Annotated in this window: 8 protein-coding genes; 2 read left to right on the top strand and 6 right to left on the bottom strand. The window is 45.8% G+C overall.

Features of this window, described 5'->3' with window-relative positions; genetic code table 11:
* The 6 genes from ARB69_RS03210 to ARB69_RS03185 form a co-directional block, all read right to left on the bottom strand.
* On the bottom strand, window positions 1-330 hold the full coding sequence (locus ARB69_RS03210) for a hypothetical protein (protein ID WP_050639306.1): 330 nt from the start codon (window positions 328-330) through the stop codon (window positions 1-3).
* A 12-nt stretch (window positions 331-342) separates the two neighbouring features.
* Window positions 343-1395 (bottom strand): type II secretion system F family protein, encoded by a 1053-nt coding sequence (locus ARB69_RS03205; protein ID WP_050639307.1) that lies wholly within the window; start codon window positions 1393-1395, stop codon window positions 343-345.
* A 129-nt stretch (window positions 1396-1524) separates the two neighbouring features.
* On the bottom strand, window positions 1525-2460 hold the full coding sequence (locus tag ARB69_RS03200; protein WP_050639308.1) for a transglutaminase-like domain-containing protein: 936 nt from the start codon (window positions 2458-2460) through the stop codon (window positions 1525-1527).
* Window positions 2461-2490: 30 nt separating this feature from the next.
* On the bottom strand, window positions 2491-3216 hold the full coding sequence (locus ARB69_RS03195) for a hypothetical protein (RefSeq protein ID WP_055151002.1): 726 nt from the start codon (window positions 3214-3216) through the stop codon (window positions 2491-2493).
* A gap of 16 nt (window positions 3217-3232) precedes the next feature.
* The gene (locus ARB69_RS03190; RefSeq protein ID WP_050639310.1) at window positions 3233-3802 is read right to left on the bottom strand and encodes an RNA polymerase sigma factor; all 570 of its coding nucleotides are present in this window, start codon (window positions 3800-3802) and stop codon (window positions 3233-3235) included.
* A gap of 42 nt (window positions 3803-3844) precedes the next feature.
* Entirely contained in the window at window positions 3845-4531 is a 687-nt protein-coding gene (locus tag ARB69_RS03185; protein ID WP_050639311.1) for a GGDEF domain-containing protein, read from the bottom strand.
* A gap of 377 nt (window positions 4532-4908) precedes the next feature.
* Between ARB69_RS03185 and ARB69_RS03180 the strand changes: the two genes are divergently transcribed.
* Both ARB69_RS03180 and ARB69_RS03175 read left to right on the top strand, forming a co-directional pair.
* On the top strand, window positions 4909-20718 hold the full coding sequence (locus tag ARB69_RS03180; RefSeq protein WP_055150999.1) for a DUF7507 domain-containing protein: 15810 nt from the start codon (window positions 4909-4911) through the stop codon (window positions 20716-20718).
* A gap of 35 nt (window positions 20719-20753) precedes the next feature.
* Window positions 20754-20966: a hypothetical protein gene (locus tag ARB69_RS03175; RefSeq protein ID WP_050639313.1), complete on the top strand. Its 213-nt coding sequence runs from the start codon at window positions 20754-20756 to the stop codon at window positions 20964-20966.
* The last annotated feature ends 5 nt before the right edge of the window (window positions 20967-20971 follow it).

The raw sequence follows: 20971 nt of genomic DNA, 5'->3' as shown, positions 1-20971 counted from the left end.
TCAGTCTCCTTTCTCAATGATTGTCACATCGGGCAGGATGTTGGCGCCGACGATTTTATAATCAACAAAAAATCTATCTTCATCATAAGTAATACCATAATGTTCCTTCAGATATTCCAGGCTTTCCGGATAACTGCCCTCCACGGCATAGCAGTAAGTGATACTGCGGTTCAGCGCGTTTTCCAGGCTTTCTTTCTGGCGGCGCACAGAACCGGAGGACAGCGATTCAATGCCCTGATAGAAAAGAAGCACAATCAGCAGAAAAACACAGACTGAAATGATAAACTTCCGATATGTATGCTGTTTTTTCTGATATTCAAAACGTGCCATAAGAACCTCCGTTTAAATACTGGACATGATTCCCATTAGAGGAAGCATGACAGAAAGTAAAATTACGCCGACGATCAGAGAGAGCGCGATGACAAGTGTAGGCTCCAGTACGGCCAGGCTGTTATTCATACGGGTATCAATATCATCCTGATAAAGCCCTGCAATATTGTCCATTACCTGGTCCATAGAACCGGTTTTAGCGCCGATAGAAGCCATTCTGGCATACATTCCGGTTAAAATGCCTGTGCCGTGCAGAGCTTCGGCCAGATCCTGCCCCTCATCGATGAGGCTTTGGCAGGCATCAATTTTTTTCTGAAAATGCACGTCGTCATTCAAGGCGCTGACCAGTTCCATGCTGCGCTCCGGATTCAGTCCGCTGCTAAGCGTGAGTGCCATACCGCTGGCAAACCTGCAGGCAGCAATCTCTTCATAAATAACACGGGTAAACCTAAATTTATAACCAATATTACGGGACATCTGTTTTCCGCCGGCCGTTCTGGTACCGAATAGAATCAGGGCCGCAATGACGACCAGAATGACAACAAATACGATAGAATAACGGTTGATAGCATTGCCAATCCCCATGAGCGTCCGGGAAAATCCGGTCATCTCGGTGCCCAGCTGGATAAATACCTGATTGAAGATGGGCATAACCTTCACAAGAAGTACAATAATGACCACCACCATCATACCGGCCATGATAAGCGGATAGGTTACCGCATTTTTAATACTTTTGGCAATGGAGTCCTCCCGGTCGTAATGCTCGCTCAGTGCAGACATGACCTCGTCAAGGGTGCCTGTCTCCTCGCCGATCTGTATCATATGCAGCATATAAGACGGGAAAAGCCCCGTATTCTCAAGCGCCTGATACATACTTCCGGTTTCCTGCATGTGATCCAGAATCGCCTGCAGGATATCTTTTTCATCTGCAGAGGCAGCGTCCTCCAGCATGATTGTAATACCTTCCAGAGAGGAGATGCCCGACTTTAATATCAGGGCAATCTGCCCGCAGAAGGAAGAAACCTCCATATTTGTAAATGGTTTTCCCTGTACTTGCTTCTCCATAGTGTGCCCTCCGTTATTTTCTGAATAGGAATAAACATGATTATTAGCATAAAAGTAACTGTTCAGTACAGGACTGTGCATTTACTGCACAGTCCGTACAAAAACCATGAACAGCCACGAATAAAATTACTAATAAGAATACTTTACTGTGTAATGGCTTCCGTCACCGATGTACTTGCCGACTGCCTTCCTGCTGTTATTTGCGGCAAGAGTCGGATCCATAAGGGACCAGCTTTTGCCGTCAAACTGAATGATCTTATCAACCCAGCCTTTTTCCTTCAGGTAAACGCTTACCCATGCGTGGTATGCTTCCCCCGAATATCCGACTTCCAGCCTGGTCGGAACCGACTGGGAGCGGAGCATGGCGGCCATCAGCGAGGCATAATCGAAACATATGCCCGTCTTATCTTTTAAGGTCTGATCCAGGTTGGGCAGGTAGTCGGTCGGAATGTTTTCCGCTTTCTTATCATCATATACAATATTCTCAATGACGTAATGATACACATTCTGAACATAACTGAGATCATCGGAGGACTTATCAGAAATCTCCCGTCCCAGCTTAACGGCCTGGGAATCCTCTGTAAACCATACGTATTGGTTGGGATAGAGGAAAGGCTTAAACTCATCACTGATATTGACCTCTATATCCTGGGAAAATGCGAGAGCATAGAGGTCGTCCCGGACATTTTCCAGGATATCCAGGTGATAGGAGCCGTTTCCCCCTGTAAGAGGAAATGTTTCATAGGAACCTCCGCCCAGTGTGTAAGTGTAAACAGTTCCGTCAGGTATCGTGATCTGCAGTTTGACCTTAGAGGCGCTGCCGCCGTATTGTACCATAACGTAGCCTTCGCCTGTATTGGATGCATCAATAGAAATAATTTCATTTCCATAAACGACTGAACCTGATGCCTGCGGATTAAGAATCTGGAGCGCGCTCTGCCTTTTTTTACCAGTCGAAGCGGAGGCGCTTGAAATGTCGCCGTTTCCCTTCGAACAGCCGGAAAAAGAGGAGACCGCAATCATAATGAACAGAACTGCACTTAATAACCGTGAACTCTTTCTCATTACATCAGGCCTCCTCTCAGGGTTTCTGTATTATTCCCTGATTGTCAGAATCAGGTGAAGCGTATTGCCGGCCTTGTCCGGCACATAAATATTAAGTGATTTTTCGGGATAATCAAATATAATGTAGTTCCCCTCCTCATCAAAGGAGACGGGTTCTACTTCTTTTCCGTCTATATCCAAAGCAGATATATTATCATAGTCAACGCCGGAGTCGGGATCGGAGAGATACAGATAGATCTGGTCTCCCACCTGCTTGTCAGAAAGAACCACCGGCGAGGTGGTATCCACACCGCTCACCTCACAGGTAATGGAAGCGAACTGGCGGTTTTTTAGGGTAACGGTAACAATCATGGTTCCATTCAGTGTGGGTTCAATGGAATAGGTCTTGTCGGCCACTTCATATACCGGAACATTGCTGCCGCCTATATTGGCGGTGATCCTGCTGACTGGTATAAATGTATCGACTACCAGTTCGTATGCGGGTTTGCCGTTAATCCCCTGATCCTTGAGGTTCAGGTCTATATCCGGTGCGATAAACATAAGAGGCGCCAGGCAGAAAAACAGCAGGATAATTACGAGGAGGACTTTCTGCAGAAGAAAGCGCTCCCTGCGGTAATTGCTGTACGATGTCAGCACGGAAAGAGGAACAGTATTGGGTTCTACCTCGCATGCGTCAAATATATTTTCAAGCATCTGGCTGGCTAAGGATTCATCCAGCACAGGGCCTTTTGGCTTTTTAAACTTGTCAGTTAACACGGTAAAACTCACCTCCTTAGCGTTCCAGTGTCTGTGCCAGCTTTGTACGTCCGCTGTTAAGATACCTCTTTACAGTACTTCTGCTGACTTCCATCACATCGGCGATGTCTTCCAGCTTCATATTCTGATAATATTTCATGATAATAGCCTGTGATTCGGTAAACGACAGATCCAGAATCTTTTTCATGATATACTCTTGTTCATCTACCCTGATGACCTGTTCTTCCGGATTCGGATGATGCTTCATATGGCGCTTATTTCCCTTCATGTCTTCCTTGGCATAGACGGACAGTTCCTGGTCAAAACGGTTCTGCTTGCGGTGCATATTAAAGCAGACACGAAAATTAATCTGATTGAGCCAGGAAATAAAAAGCTTGGAATCCCGAAGCGTATAGAGATTCTTCAGTGCAAGGATATAAGTCTCCTGGAGGGCGTCCTGCGCAAGATATTCATCCTTCAGATAATTATATGCGAACCTGTATTCTTTTTGATAGGTGGCAGCATATAATTCGGCAAAGGCATCGCTGTCACCGGTACGGGCGCGGCTGACCAGGGTCGATATATAATCATAATCTAATTCTGCCATCTATTCACCTACTTCCTATTTTTAGTCACAAAACATTAAAATTTAAGCGTTGTATATCCGCTTATTTGCAAGTGCGATCAGATCTGTAATCGTATTGGCTCCGCTTCCTTCATTGAAAGCGCGGCCGTATTTGTATGTAATAGGATGTGTTCCCGATCCCGAATTGTGTGAATCGACCTTTGTATAAACACGCTCCAGGAAATTATCAAGTTTCTCATTGCTTCCATTCTCAAACAAAGCCATAAATTTATTTCCTCCATTACGGCCAATAAAACAAAGGTCTACAGATGCCATCTTGAGGATATTAGAGAAATCTTTTATCAGAGCATTTCCTTCAGCGTGTCCATACAGGCGGTTAATATCACCTACATTTGTAAGGTCGAACATGATGCAGCCAATATCTGAAGGCAGCGGCTGGTCAAGATATTTCTCAATCAACGCGTCACAGCTGAAACGGTTTGGTATACCGGAAAGAGGGTCTGAATGTACGGCAAAGTCCAGATCCCGGTAATCCCTCTTAAAGGATGAGAAAAAGTTAAAGTCAAGAAACAGAAATAAGAAAGACAAACCGAGTACAGCCCATAACAGGCCGCAGATAAGCCGGATGGACGGGTTAGTGGCTATATATTGATATACCTCAGGATCCATCATAATCTTGTATATGCAGAACCCTGTCAAAAAGACATAGATGATCAGTTGTATTGTTTTGAAAATATCTAGTTTTTTCATAAAATAAAGCCTCCTTATTCCTTTGGATAAAATCCCGGAACCTCCCGTTACTAATACTGAAAATATTCAGTAAACATTATAAGTATATCATATTATAAGAAATATACCTATATTTTTTCAAGTTATAATTTGTGTACATCATAGTTATGCTATAAAATTGCACAAGTATTTAATATGAAGTTAATGCAGATAATATGAAGTTAAGAAAAAAATAAAAAAAGACTAATAAAAATGACCCTTTTCCCCTTATCAGGCCCTCTTTATATATGTAACGTCTAAATCTGCAAGTCCTTAATGTTGAATGGTTCTAGGACAATTCAAGGGATTGGATTTTGGCATATAGATGATTGGAGATTTAAAGAGGAAGGAGAAAGATTATGAAGAAGAATTTTAAACGCTGGCTTGCTCTTCTCTTAGCGGTTGCGATGGTAGCGACAAGTGCCGTGTATTCATCCGGGACGTCTCTCAAAGCCACCGGTGATCCGGAGAATGTGGAGCAGAGTGACCAGCAGAGCGAACCTCAGACCGGGGATGAGGGAACGGGCAGCGCGGATGCGGCGGCGCCTGACTCGGATGCAGGGACCCAGGAAACTGGTGAGACCGAGTCGAAGCAAGTGATCGAACTGGAAAAACCACAGGGAGATCAGGGAACTTCGGATCAGGAAGCGCAGAATCCGGAGCAGAAAGAGAAGGAAGAAGTCACCCCAGAACAAGGCGGCGAACAGGAACAGACCGGAGATATGCAGGAAGAACCAACGCCACAGAAGTTTAGTGTTGTGTTTCATAAGCCTGCGGTTGAGGGCGGTTCCCTAAAAGTTTGGGAAGATGGAAGCGATAAGAAAGACGCTACATATGATGGAGAAGAGAAATATACAGAGGAAATAACAGAGGGCGCTCTGTTAAATTTCGAGATCACGGTAGATGAAAAGTATTCTATTGAGAAAGTTACGGATCAGAACGGGGCAGAGATCGCTCCTGTATCTGCAGAAGGAAATATCTTTACTTATCAGATGTCCGTTTCTGAGAACAAGGAAATAAATATATTATATAAGGAAGTTTCTCAGAATAAAGAAGAGCCAACTCCTTCGGAAGATAAGAAAGAGGAAACGGAAAATACGGTTGGTGAAGCTAATAATGAAGATGCTGAGCATACAGAGATGCCGGCAGCAAACTTCGAAGGCAGTGCATCTAACGGACTGAACGTTACGGCAACGGTAGACGAGGGGGTATTCCCGGCGGGAACCACCATGAAGGTCACGAGTGTTTCGGACAGCAAAGCAGAGAGCCTGCTGGAGGAAGCATTGGATGATAACCAGAAAGTAGTATCTGCGCAGGCGGTCGATATTATATTCCAGGATGCAGACGGCAACGAGATACAGCCGGCGGACGGCGGCATTGTAAATGTTTCAATCACGGGAGCAAGCGTTGCGGGTGACGAGATTGCTGTTTACCATGTGGATGAGGCAGAGAATGTGGAGAAGGTTGCAGAGGCCGTTTCTACAGGGGCTGAATTTGCTGCAGAAGCATTTTCAATCTATGTTGTCGGCGGATACACAGACGCAGGTCGGTACGAATATTATCGGTATGAGCTGAAAGTAGGAGAGTCTGTCGAGGTATATACAAGTTCTAGTTCAAAAAACAAAAGCTGGAATAGCAGCAATACAGCAGTAGCAGCTGTAACAAAGTTATCCGGCAATAATGGACGGTATGCCCAAATAACGGCAAAAGGTGTAGGAAAGGCAACCATCACCTATAACAATAGCAGCTACGAGAAGTTTTATGTAGAGGTAACGCAGAATAATGTGAAGGTTACATCTATTACAATAAGCGGCAACAATACTGTTAACGTTGGCGAGAGCACCACCTTAACTGCAACGGTACGTCCCAATGATGCAGCAAATAAAAACGTGACATGGAAGTCTTCGAATACGGGTGTTGCCACTGTTAATAGTTCAGGCAGGGTGACGGGGGTCAATGTTGGTACGGCTAAGATCACCGCTACTGCAGCCGATGGTAGTGGAGTGAAAGATGAGTTTACCATACAAGTTGGCCGGGCAGTAAGCTCTCAGACCGCATATTTTTATATTCAGCGGCCGGAACAGGATCCGGGAAATCTAACGGATGATGCATGGCTTTATGTTGGAACAGGTTCAATTGATACTGCAGGACTAAACCTTCAGGCGGGAAAAGGTCAGTTTGCTTTAAATATTGCGGACCGTATACTTTCTTATCCGAATGAAGCAACGATCAAATCCAGGATTGCAGCTCTTTATGGTGTAGATGTAAGTGCAGTTGCCATTGAATATAGCCCTTATAAAATCACCTACCCGATGGGGTGGGTGGATGAGAATGGCACAGGCCATGATGGGGGAAGAGCTTGTTATCATGTAGACATGACAGTTTCTATTACTACAAAAGAAAAGGCAAGTGCAACCTATCACCTTTGGGATTATAATTCAACCGGATTCACACCTGTTGAAAGTTCCATGGTATATATTGGAGAAACGACAAGTCCAAAGTCAGGTAATTATCCTGCTACCAAGAAGGACGCTTACGGGAATGTATATACGTTTGACGGCTGGTATACAAATGCAGGTTTAACAGGCGAGAAGGTAGTTTTTCCATACACTGTTAATTCCGCTGTGAATTTCTACGCGAAATATGTGCCAAAGAATACGTTCAAAGTTACTTATGACGGTAACGGCAATACGGGAGGGACGGTTCCTACAGATGCGGCATCCTATTTGAGCGGGAATCAAGTTACTATTAAGCGCGGAACACCGGAAAAGAACGGTTATACATTTGAAGGCTGGGAATATGACGGGGACGTATATACACAGGGGCAGACATTTACGATGCCGGCATCCAGTGTAATTCTCAAAGCAAAATGGGCGCCAAAATCCGATGTGGGTTATACCGTACATTACTATCTGCAAGGGTCTGCGGTTAAGGTGAGAGATGACAAAGTAGTTGACGGGCAGACCTTTGATTCAGAAGTAACGGAGAATGCGGTAAACATTACTGGTTATACCGCAGTGGCTCCTACAGAAAAGACAATTAAGTTAGATGCATATGATAAGGAAATTGCGTTCTATTATACTGCAAACAAAGATGTAAGTTATACAGTGCACTATTATCTGCAGGACACAGAAAACAGCCTTGCACCTGATAAGACGGTCGATAACCAGGAATTTAATAAGGTAATAACAGAGACAGCAAAAACGATTCAGGGTTATGACCTCGTTGGCGATAAGACACAAACATTCAGATTAGATGAGTATAATAAAGAAATCGTGTTCTATTATACTGCCGGAACAGAGACGCCATATCAGATAGAGTACTATCAGCAGAATGTGAACAACGATGACTATACGAGGGTAGAGACGGTAAGAAAAACCGGAACCACGGGAACAATAGCAGCAGCGGAAGAGAAGTCCTACACCGGGTTTAAACTGAATAAAGATGCAGCGGATACAGTAGCAGAGGGAACAATTGCTGCAGACGGCAGTCTTATATTGAAGCTCTTCTATGACAGGAACCAGTATAAGGTAACTTACGAATATACCGGTACTGTTCCTGAGGGAGCAACAGCACTTCCGGAAGAAGCGACTTATAAATTCGGCGCTCAGGTAACCGTAGCAGAGGCTGCTTCAGCACCGGGCTACACATTCAGCGGATGGAACAAAAACGGCACATTTACAATGCCGGCAGAGGATGTTTTAATCCAGGGTTCGTTCACTGCAAATACAAATACAGAATATATCGTACAGCACTATTGGCAGAACATTGACAATGATGAATATACTTTGCATGAGACAGAGAACCTGACAGGAACAACAGGCGTCGAAGTAACTGCAGAGCCTAAGAGCTATACCGGCTTTACATTTGACAACACCGTAGATGGCACAGTTGAAAAAGGCACAGTAAGAGGCGACGGCAAGCTTGAGTTGAGATTATACTATACAAGGAACAGCTACCCTGTAGAATATTCCTATGTATATAAAGTCCCGGACGGCGCAAGCGAACTGCCGGCAAAGGCATCTTACAAATACGGAGCTACCGTTAAGACCGCAGAGGCGGCAACAGCGCCTGGGTATACTTTCCGTGGCTGGGATAAAGAGGCTGAGTTCATAATGCCGGCTGGACCGGTTTATATTCATGGCTACTTTACTGCTGACACCGATACGAAATACACTGTGATTCATTATAAAGAAAAACTTGAAGGCAAATATGAAGTAGCTGATACAGAGAATTTGACCGGAGTTACAGACGAAGAAGCACTAGCAATTGCAAAAAGCTATCCGGGCTTTACGTGGGATCCGGAAGTAGCAGGAACCAAAGTGACTGGTATAATCGAAGCAGATGGAACGCTTGAGTTAAGACTTTACTATAACCGTAATATACATGCTGTAACATACGGCTATGAGGGGGTAGTTCCGGATGGCGCAAGTGACCTTCCTGCTTCAAGAGACTATAAGTTTGGCGAAGTTGTCAATATTGCAGGACCGGCCTCAGCGCCAGGATATGATTTCAGCGGATGGAGCCTGACAGAAGGCTTCACTATGCCGGATAAGAACGTAGAGATCAAGGGACATTTTACTGCAAGAAACGATACAATTTATACGGTAGAGCATTATCTGCAGGATCTGGACGGCAACAGCTATACCCGGGAAGAAGCAAAAGAATGGACCGGAATTACAGGGGCTACTGCTACCGCAAAGCCGAATACCTATAAGGGCTTTACTTTTGACGGCAGCGTGGAAGGCACAGTTCAGACAGGAACGATCACCGGAGACGGCAAGCTTGTATTGAAATTGTTCTATACCCGCAACAGCCATACGGTAACCTATAATTATGAAGGCAAGGTTCCTACAGGAGCAACGGCGCTGCCTTCAGCAGAAACATACAAATATGGCGAACAAGTGAAAGTGGCGGACGCGGCAACAGCGCCGGATTATATATTCAGCGGATGGAATAAGAGCGATTTTGCAATGCCGGACGAGGATGTGGAAATCACCGGAAGCTGGAGCAGAGACTTCAGAACGATTTCCGTTGCGCCATATCATGAGATATACGATGGTGAAAGCCACGGAGTTACAGTAACCGGAACCGTTGAGGGAGATATGATTGAATATTCCACAGACGGAGAAAACTTCGATTCTGAAGAACTTCTCTATAAAGATGTTGTAAAAGATGACAAGGGAGAGGTTACAAGCTATCCGGTATACGTAAGGGTGAAAAATGGGGATGAATATTCTTCCATCATGGAATCCTATGTTAAGATCACCCCGGCAACGCTGACAGTACAGACCAATAACGGCTGGAAGGTTTATGACGGTGAACCTTTAGTTGGAACCGGTAGTATATCCGGTTTTGTAAATGGTGAGAAAGCAGAATTTATAGTAACCGGTCAGTTGACAGATGTAGACATAATTCCGAACACCTATGAGATTAAGTGGGAGGGAGCGACAGCGCTGATTGATAACTATGTAATCTCTGAGACGCTTGGTAAATTGGAAGTTGTTCATAATACACAGAAGATCACAGTCACAACAAAGGGAGACACATACACTTACGATGGAACCAAACATGGTGCGGAGGTCACGGTATCTACACCACTGCCAAAAGGTTACGAAGTGAAGAAAGCAGTATCCAACACAAGCGTAAAAGACGTCACAACGGATCCGGTTGAGGTTACATGCGATGAACTGATTATCGTAAATGCCGCAGGAGAAGATGTAACGAAGGATCTTAACATCGAATACGTGGACGGCACGATTACCGTAAATCCTGCAACACTGTATGTACACACCTATGAGGCGGAGAAAGTATACGACGGTACAGCCCTATTGGGAGACGGGAAGATTGAAGGCTTTGTCAAAGGAGAGACAGCGGACTTCAAAGTAACCGGATCACAGACAAAGGTAGGGCACAGTAAAAACACATATAAGATTGAGTGGAACGGTAATGCGAAAGAGAGTAACTATGTAGTTGTAGAAACACTTAAATTCCTGTATGTGAAAGAGTATGCCGAGGAAATCGTTGTAACTACAAAGGGTGGTACCCACGAATATACAGGCAAACCATTTGGGGCCGAGGTAACCGTATCCGATCTGCCGAAGGGATATCATTTAGAGGAAGCAGTATCCTATGCGACAGCAACCCATGTCGCAGACGGAGCCGTAGAGGCAGGCTGTGACAAACTGGTTATTAAGAACGATGACGGAGAAGATGTAACGGGCAATTTGGTAATTAAATATGTAAACGACACGATTGTCATTACCCCTGCAACATTGGATATAGTAACCTTTACTGATCAGAAGGTATACGACGGAACAGCTCTTATAGGAGACGGTGAAATCAAAGGTCTTGTAAACGATGAAACAGTCGGATTTAAAGTAACCGGAAGCCAGACAAAAGTAGGTACCAGTGATAACGAGTACGAACTAGAATGGAGCGGGACAGCAGTCGAAACAGATTATGCAATCCATGAGAGCATCGGCCAGCTGACAGTATCCGAATCCAAAGAAGAAATTGTAGTAACAACAACAGGTGGAACCTACACATATTCAGGGGAACCACATGGTGCAGAGGTAATCGTATCTGATCTGCCGGAGGGTTATACTCTGGAGACCGCAGAATCCAATGCAGCAGTTACAGATGTAACTGCAGAACCGGTTACGGCAACCTGTAACAATTTGGTTATCAGAAATGCAGAGGGAGAAGATGTAACATCCAGTCTGAATATTAAATATGTGGACGGACAAATTACAGTAGAACCGGCAACTCTGACAATTGTAACGGAATCTGCAAAAAGGGAGTATAATGGCAAACCACTGACGGCAAACGGAAGTATTACTGGTTTTGTTCACGATGAGGACGCAACCTTTACCGTAATTGGAAGCCGTACTGAAGTAGGAACAAGCAAGAACACCTATGAGCTGGTATGGAATGGTTCCGCTAAAGAAAGCAACTATGTAATCAAAGACACTATTGGGGAACTGACCATTGAAGAGAGCACTGCTGAGATCGTGGTAACAACCACAGGAGGAGACTTCACTTATACAGGAACTCCTCATAAAGCAATGGTATCAGTATCGACACTTCCCGAGGGTTACAAACTGATAACCGCGGAATCCAATGATAGTGCCAAAGATGTTACAACAGAGGCAGTAGAGGCGAACTGTGATACTCTAGTTATTCATAATGCAGAAGGCAAAGATGTAACAGAAAAGCTGAATATCAAGTATATCAATGACAAGATAACCGTAAAACCTGCAGTTTTGAGGGTTGTGACACAAGGTGCATCCAAAGAGTATGACGGAACACCACTGACAGCAGATGGAGAGATGACCGGTCTGGTAAACAATGAGACAGCTAAGTTGAGTGTAACCGGAAGTCAAACGAAGGTGGGCAAGAGCGATAACACCTATAAGATTGAATGGAACGGAACGGCTAAAGAGAGCAACTACGAGATTCAGGACACGATCGGGAAATTGATTGTTGAAGAGTCGACAGCAGAGATTTTAGTAACTACAGCCGGCGGCGATTTCACTTATACAGGTGAACCGCATGGTGCAGAAGTTACTGTTTCCAATCTGCCAAAGGGGTATAGAGTAGTAACAGCCGAATCCAGTGCAAGTGCAACGAATGTAACAAAAGAAGCTGTAACAGCAACTTGTGATAAACTGGTTATCTATAATGCAGAGGGAGAGGATGTCACCGATAAACTGAACATTAAACTTGTAGACGGTGAGATCAATGTAGAACCTGCAACGCTGAAAGTGGTTACAAACAATGCTGATAAGCCTTATGACGGCACGCCGCTGACAGCAGAAGGAATGATTACAGGCTTTGTCGAAGGTGAAACAGCAACATTAAAAACAACCGGATCACAGACGAAAGTAGGATACAGCGATAATACTTACGAGATCATATGGGACGGAACTGCAGATAAGAATAACTACAAGATTGAGGAGTTCCTGGGATTGCTGGAGGTATACGAAAATACTGCCGAGATCGTAGTAACGACAAAAGGTGATATCTATACCTACACCGGAACACCACATGGAGCAACCGTAGAAGTATCAGAACTTCCGACCGGCTATGAATTAGAATCAGCCGTATCTGATGCAGCAGTAACAGATGTTACCGAAGAACCTGTAAAGGCAGGCTGTGACAAATTAGTCATCAGAAATGCAAGCGGGGATGATGTTACAAAGAATCTGAATATCACATATATTGACGGTGAGATTACAGTCGTGCCGGCAACACTGACAGTAGTAACTGAGGGTAAGGAGAAGGTTTACGATGGTGAGCCGCTGACAGCGCCGGGGAAGATTGATGGATTTGTAAATAATGAGACCGCAGAGTTCCGCGTGACAGGAAGCCAGACGGCAGTCGGAGACAGTCTGAACAGCTTTGAGATCATCTGGAATAAAACGGCAAAAGAAAGCAACTATACCATCGAGAAAGAACTGGGAACACTGTTAGTAAAAGAGTATGAAGACAGCATCGTAGTCACAACTACGGGAGGCAGCTTTACTTATACAGGTAAGCCTCACAAAGCAACTGTCACAGTATCTGATCTGCCGCAAGGCTATACATTAGAAACAGCCGAATCCAGCGCAAGCGTAACAGATGTTGCGGACGGTACAGTAACAGCCACCTGTGATAAGCTGGTCATCAGAAATAAGCAGGGAGAGGATGTAACCAAACAGCTGAAGATTCAGTATGTCAATGATGATATCAAGGTTACTCCGGCCAAACTGACAGTGAAGACAGAATCAGCCAATGGCGTTTATAACGGCCAGCCGCTGACGGCAGAGGGAAGTATTGAAGGATTTGTAAATGATGAAACCGCAGACTTCCAGGTAACCGGAAGTCAGACGAAAGTCGGACATAGCCTGAATACTTATGAAATTAATTGGAACGATACTGCCAAAAAAGACAACTACGAGATCAAAGAAGATATCGGATTACTGACAGTAAGTGAATACAAAGAAGAGATCGTAGTCACAACAACAGGCGGAAGCTTCCCTTATACCGGTAAAGCCCACGGAGCAACAGTTTCCGTATCCGACTTGCCGGATGGCTATGAGCTTGAAAAGGCAGAGTCCAGTGCAAGCGCAACAGATGTAACGTCAGAAGCAGTAACCGCGTCTTGCGACACGCTGATTATCAGAAATGCGCAGGGTGAAGATGTAACAGAACGTCTGAAAATACGCTATGAAAATGGCTCTATTACAGTAACCCCGGCAAAATTGACGGTGGTTACGCAGACTGCAAATAAGGTATATAACGGAACACCGTTGACAGCAGGCGGAAGTATTGACGGATTTGTTGAGGGCGAGACCGCAACCTTTACCGTAACCGGAAGCCAGACAGAAGTTGGTTATAGTCCGAATACCTATCATATTGAGTGGGATAAAACCGCAAAGGCCAAAAACTATGAGATCGACGAATCCGTTGGAGAACTGACTGTAACAGAAAATAAAGCAGAGATCGTAGTAACCACCCAAGGCGGAACCTTCACCTATACAGGAACCGAACACACGGCAGATGTAACCGTATCCGATCTTCCTGACGGATACGAATTAGAAAAGGCCGAATCCAGTGCAAGCGTTACAGATGTAACGGATAGCCCGGTTTCAGCAACATGCGATACTCTCATCATTAGAAATAAGCAGGGAGTCGATGTAACTTCGAGACTGAATATCAGCTATGTGGATGGTGAGATCATCGTAGAACCGGCAGTGCTGACCGTTAAGACAGAACGCGCGGAGAGAGTATACAACGGAGAGCCGCTTACAGCCGGAGGAACAATTGAAGGATTTGTAAACAACGAAACCGCAGACTTCCAGGTAACCGGAAGCCAGACAGAGGTCGGAGTAAGCGATAACACCTACGTGATCAACTGGAATGGCACGGCCAAAGAAAAGAATTACAAAATCAATGAAACTGTAGAAAAACTGATTGTAAAAGAAAACGCAGAACAAATCGTAGTAACAGTGACAGGCGGCACCTTCACCTATACAGGCTCGCCTCACAAAGCAACTGTATCCGTATCTGACCTGCCGGACGGCTATACATTAGAGACAGCCGAATCCAGCGCAGCAGTAACTGACGTAGAGGACGGAACAGTAACAGCAACTTGCGATACACTGGTAATCAGAAACGCACAGGGTGAGGATGTAACGGATAAGCTGAACATTATAATCGTTACAGACACAATCGCAGTGGCTCCGGCGGAACTGATAGTTGTTACAGACGGCGCAGAAAAGGTATATGATGCGAAGCCTTTGACAGCCGGCGGTACAATCAACGGCCTGATAAATGAAGAAACAGCAACATTAAAATTAACCGGAAGCCAGACAAATGCCGGAACAAGCGATAATACCTATGAGATCGTTTGGGACGGAACCGCAAAACAGAGCAACTATATTGTTAACGCAGCAGAGTCCCAAATTGGAGTATTGGATGTTCAAAAACGTCCGATTCTGATTACGGCGGCAAGCGCTGATAAGACCTATGACGGAACAGCACTGGTTAAGGCAGTCAGTACAGCCGGACTTGGACAGTTATTACCACTGCATACTTACACGGCAAATGTGGAAGGCAGTCAGACATACGTAGGCACAAGTGACAATATCGTTAAGGATGCCGAAATTGTTACGCTTCTGGGCAGAGATGATGTAACACCGAACTACGCCATTTCCTATGCAAAAGGCAAATTGACTGTAACGGATCAATCAGTAGATGTTGATGACGTAGTCACCAAGACACATGATGATAATAAGACCTATAAGCTGGGAGATACCGTAACATTCGATATCTCAGTCAAGAACATCTATGATGAAGCCAAGACAATTACCATCATAGAGCAGGATGGCGTAACCATCACCGGCAATGACGTATTCGAAGATGTAGCGCCAGGTGAAGTAGTAACAACGACTGCCACCTACACAGTAACAGAAGAAGACATCCTGAACGGAAGCTTTACAAATACCGTTACAGCGAAGTTTTCAGACGAAAACAAAGATTACGAGAAGGACGACACGGTTGACAAATTTGAAGATCCAGCCGGCCATCTGACCGTAACAAAGGAAACAACAAGCAAGCCCGCAAACGGCAAAACATACGCCCTTGGCGAAACAATCATTTACAAGGTTGTGGCAGTCAACGACGGAAATCTGACGCTGAACAGCGTGGTAGTAACAGATGAGCTGACCGGCGATGAATGGACAGTAGGAACACTGCAGCCGGGACAGAGCAGCGAAGCTTTCAAAGCTGAATACACCGTAACAGAGGAAGACATCCTGAAGGGCACAGTGCTTAATGAAGCTGCGGCAGCAGGCAAGAGTACAGATCCTGAGAATCCAAATCCGGAGATCGTACCTGGCAATACCGAAGACCCGACAGATCATCCGAACGGCCATCTGACCGTAACAAAAGAAACAACAAGTACACCGGCAAACGGGGAAGCATACGCTCTTGGCGAAACGATCACCTATAAGATCACAGCCGCCAATGACGGCAACCTGACGCTGAAGAATGTAGTTGTAACAGATGAACTGACCGGAGACGAGTGGACCATAGATTCACTTGCGCCAGGACAGAGCAGCGAAGCATTTACAGCGAGCCACAAAGTAACGCAGAAAGATATTCTGAACGGTTCCGTAGTAAACGAAGCGACAGCAGCGGGCAAGAGCCCGGATCCTGATAAACCGGACCCGGGAGTAGAACCTGGTGAGACAGAGGATCCGACAGTAGATCCGAACGGCCACCTGACCGTAACTAAAGAAACAACAAGTACACCAGAAAACGGAGCAGCATATGCTCTTGGAGAAACAATCACTTACAAGGTTACAGCAACCAATGACGGAAACCTGACCCTGAAAAATGTAGTGGTAACGGATGAGCTGACCGGAGACAAGTGGACAATTGAGTCCCTGAAACCGGGAGAAAGCAGTGAAGCATTTACCGCAGAATACAAAGTAACAGAGCAGGATATTCTCAAAGGAAGCGTACTCAATGTAGCAACAGCGAAGGGGGAAAGCCCAGATCCTGATAAACCGGATCCGGGAGTAGATCCTGGTGAAAAGGAAGATCCGACAGAGACCCAGCAGCCGAGCCTGTTTGTAGAAAAAACAGCGGCACCTGCACCAAATGGCGGATATGCCCTCGGCGATACCATTCCTTATACCATTAAGGTTGTGAACAATGGAAATGTAACCATAAGCGATATTACAGTAACAGATGATCTGACAGGAAATCAGTGGACAATTGGCAGCCTTGAACCTAATGCTGAGAAATCATATTCTACAGAGTATGTTGTAACAGAAAAAGACATCATGGCAGGCAAGGTTGTTAATGTAGCGGCAGCCGAAGGAACAGCTCCTGACGAAAGTAAAGTAGGAAAAGAAGATACGGAGACAACGGTGACAGAAAACTCTAATCCGCATCTGAGCGTTTCAAAAGAGACAACAAGCAAGCCGGCTAACGGAGAAGCATATGCTCTTGGTGAAACCATCACTTATAAGATTACGGCAGTCAACGACGGAAACCTGACGCTGAAGAACATTGTAATTACAGATGAACTGACCGGAGATGAGTGGACAATTGATACACTTGTACCGGGACAGAGCAGTGAAGCATTTACCGCAAGGCATAAGGTAACAGAGAAGGATATTCTGAAAGGATCTGTATTGAATGAAGCCGCAGCGTCCGCAGAGAGTCCAGATCCGGAGAATCCGGATCCGGGAGTCGTACCTGGCGAAACAGAAGACCCGACAGTAGATCCGGCAGGCCATCTGACCGTATCAAAAGAAACGACAAGTACACCGGCAAATGGAGCAGCATATGATCTTGGCGAGACGATTACTTACAAGATTATCGCAGCGAATGACGGAAATCTGACTCTGAATCATGTAGTAGTAACAGACGAACTGACCGGAGATGAGTGGACAGTTGGAACACTTGCACCGGGACAGAGCAGCGAAGTATTCACTGCAAGCTACAAAGTAACAGAGCAGGATATCCTCAACGGCAGGGTACTTAATGTAGCAACAGCCGCCGGCGAAAGTCCTGATCCGGAAAATCCGGACCCGGGAGTAGACCCAGGCGAAAAAGAAGATCCAACAGCATCACAGCAGCCGAGCCTGTTTGTAGAAAAGACAGCGGCTGTAAAAGAGAGCGGTGCGTATGGCCTTGGCGATACCATTCCTTATATGATTAAGGTGGTTAACAATGGGAATGTGACCGTAACAGATATTACAGTAACCGACGATCTTACAGGAAACGAATGGACCATCGACCAGCTTGAACCTGGTGCATACGAGGAGTATCAGGCTGAGTATACCGTTACCGAAGCAGATGTTATGGCTGGCAAGGTAGTCAATGTGGCAACTGCAGAGGGTACAGATCCTGAAGGAGAAAAGGTAAGCAAGGAAGATACGGAGACCGTAGAAACAGAGATTTCTAATCCGCATCTGACCGTTGTCAAAGAGACAACGAGTGCACCTGCGAACGGAGAGTCTTATGTTCTGGGTGAGACGATTTCCTACAAGGTTGTCGTGACAAACGATGGAAATCTGACGCTGAAAAATGTAGTAGTAACCGATGAACTGACCGGAGACGAGTGGACCATCGACTCACTGAAACCTGGTGAGAGCAGCGAAGCATTTAACGCGAGCCACAAGGTAACACAGAAGGATATTCTGAAAGGTTCCGTAGTAAATGAAGCAACCGCAGCAGGCGAAAGCCCTGATCCGGATAAACCGGATCCAGGAGTAGACCCGGGAGAGACAGAGGATCCGACCGACAATCCGAACGGACATCTGACCGTAACTAAAGAAACAACAAGTACACCAGAAAACGGAGCGGCATACGCTCTTGGAGAAACAATCACTTACAAGATTGTGGCAGCAAATGACGGAAACCTGACACTGGAAAATGTAGTGGTAACAGACGACCTGACCGGAGACGAGTGGACGATTGATTCCCTGAAACCGGGAGAAAGCAGCGAAGTATTTACCGCAGAATACAAAGTAACAGAGCAGGATATCCTGAACGGAACGGTACTCAACGTAGCAACCGCTAAGGGAGACAGTCCAGATCCGGAAAAACCGGATCCGGGAGTAGATCCGGGCGAGAAGGAAGATCCTACAGTGACTCCGCAGCCAAGCCTGTTTGTAGAAAAGACAGCAGCTGCAGGTCCGGAAGGCGGATTCAGCCTTGGCGATACAGTACCTTACACAATCAAAGTTGTAAACAATGGTAATGTAACAATCAGCGGCATTACAGTAAATGATGATCTGACAGGCGGGCAGTGGACAATTGACAGCCTTGCGCCAAATGGTACGCAGGAGTTTACAACAGACTATGTTGTAACAGAAGCTGACATTCTGGCAGGCCAGGTAGTCAACGTTGCTGCAGCAGGCGGTACGGCTCCTGACGGAAGCGAAGTAACAGGAGAAGGTACGGAGACAATTGTAACAGAGAGCTCCACCCCGCACCTGAGCATTTCCAAGGAGACAACGAGTACACCGGCCAACGGTGAGACTTACGCCCTTGGCGAAACCATCACTTACAGTATTGTTGCAACAAATGACGGTAACCTGACATTAACGAATGTAGTGGTAAGAGATGAACTGACCGGAGATGAGTGGACCATAGATTCACTTGCACCTGGAGCAAGCAGCGAAACATTTACCGCAGAGCACACAGTAACATCAGCGGATATCCTGAATGGCTCAGTTCTCAACGTGGCAACAGCCGGCGGAGAGACTCCGGATCCGGATAAACCAGACCCAGGAGTAGACCCGGGAGAGAAAGAAGACCCGACAGTAGATCCGAATCCAAGTGTAGCAGTAGTTAAGGAAGTTACAAGCACACCGGCTGACGGTGAGGCATACGCACTCGGTGAGACGATCAGTTACAGAATCACCGTAACGAACGACGGCAACATACCGGTTGAAAATATCAGGGTTGAGGATAGTCTGGTAAGTATTACAGAGAATATTATCACAAGCCTTGCACCGGGAGAGAGCAGAGAATTCACATACGAATATACCGTAACAGAAGCAGATATCAGAAACGGCCAGGTAGTTAATACGGCAGCAGCATCCACTGATGATCCGGAAGGGCCTAAGGGAAGCGATGAAGTCGTAACTCCGACAGAGCCGGCAGATGCGGCATATACAGTGAATAAGTCCGTAGTGGAACCGCAGGATGAATACAGGGTTGGCGATACAATCCAGTACCAGATCGCGGTAAGCAACACCGGAAATGTGACACTGCACAACGTAGTTGTAAGTGATAACCTTCAGGGAGCATCCGGCAGCGTAACATTTACAAATGCAGGAGACTACACCGTTGAAGGAAACAAAGCAATAATTAATGAAATTGGCATCGGTGAGACAATAGTACTGAACTGTGAATACCTGATCGTCAGAGAAGATGCAGGAGCATCCATCAGCAACATCGCAAGTGTAAGAACAGATGAAACGGGTGAGACTCCACGTGAAGACGAGACAGAGGAAACACCGGTTGTAAATATCTACAGACTGACCATTCATTATGTAGATGCAGCCGGAACAGCGGTAGCACCGGATTATACCGGCGAATACGAGGTGGGTGCAGCATTCTCCATCGAGTCACCGGCAGTCACAGGCTACACACCGAATTACGCAACCGTAAACAGTGGCGCGGACGGCATGCCGGCAGCGGATGTAGAGGTAACAGTAACCTACACAGCGAATCCGGTCATCGTACCAATCGTACCGCCGGTAACACCGACGACTCCGGCAACTCCGGCAACACCGGCAGCACCAGTAACGCCAGTAACACCGGCAGCGGTAACGCCAACCACACCAACGGCAATTATACCGCCGACACCGACACCTGCAGCACCGATTGACGCTGAACTAACAGAAAACGATGAAGGCGACTATGATTTAACACCAATCCAGGACGAGGAAACACCATTAGCGAAACAGAACCTCGATGACCACGTTTGCTGCATCCTTCACTTCTTACTGATGCTGCTCGCACTGATTGTGCTGGCATTCTACACTAGAAGCATGAAGAAACGGCAGGCAAGAATCTTCGAACTAAGAGAAGAGCTGGAGCTTGAAATGGCGAGAAGAGGCTTAGGCGAAGAGGAAAAGGAAGATGACGCTGAATAATCAAAGCAGCGCAAGACCGAAAAGGAGGGAACCATATGTTGTATAATTTATATCAATTCATACACAACACTTTAGGGTTATGCTTCTGGGATTTACCGGCGCTGCTGGTGGGAATCATCATGATAGTCGTATTCGCAGTGCATAAGCATAATCAGAAGAAACGTCAGAGCAACTTCGAAGATGAGCTGGAAGAAAAAATGAAAGCAATCAAAGAAGGAACAGCGGGCGAGGAGCCCGTGCAGGCATAACAACA

The sequence above is a fragment of the Faecalicatena contorta genome, from assembly GCF_001404335.1.
Classification (GTDB): domain Bacteria; phylum Bacillota; class Clostridia; order Lachnospirales; family Lachnospiraceae; genus Faecalicatena; species Faecalicatena contortus_B.
Note: the sequence above shows the minus strand (reverse complement) of the source record. Positions and strands in the feature narration are given on the sequence as shown.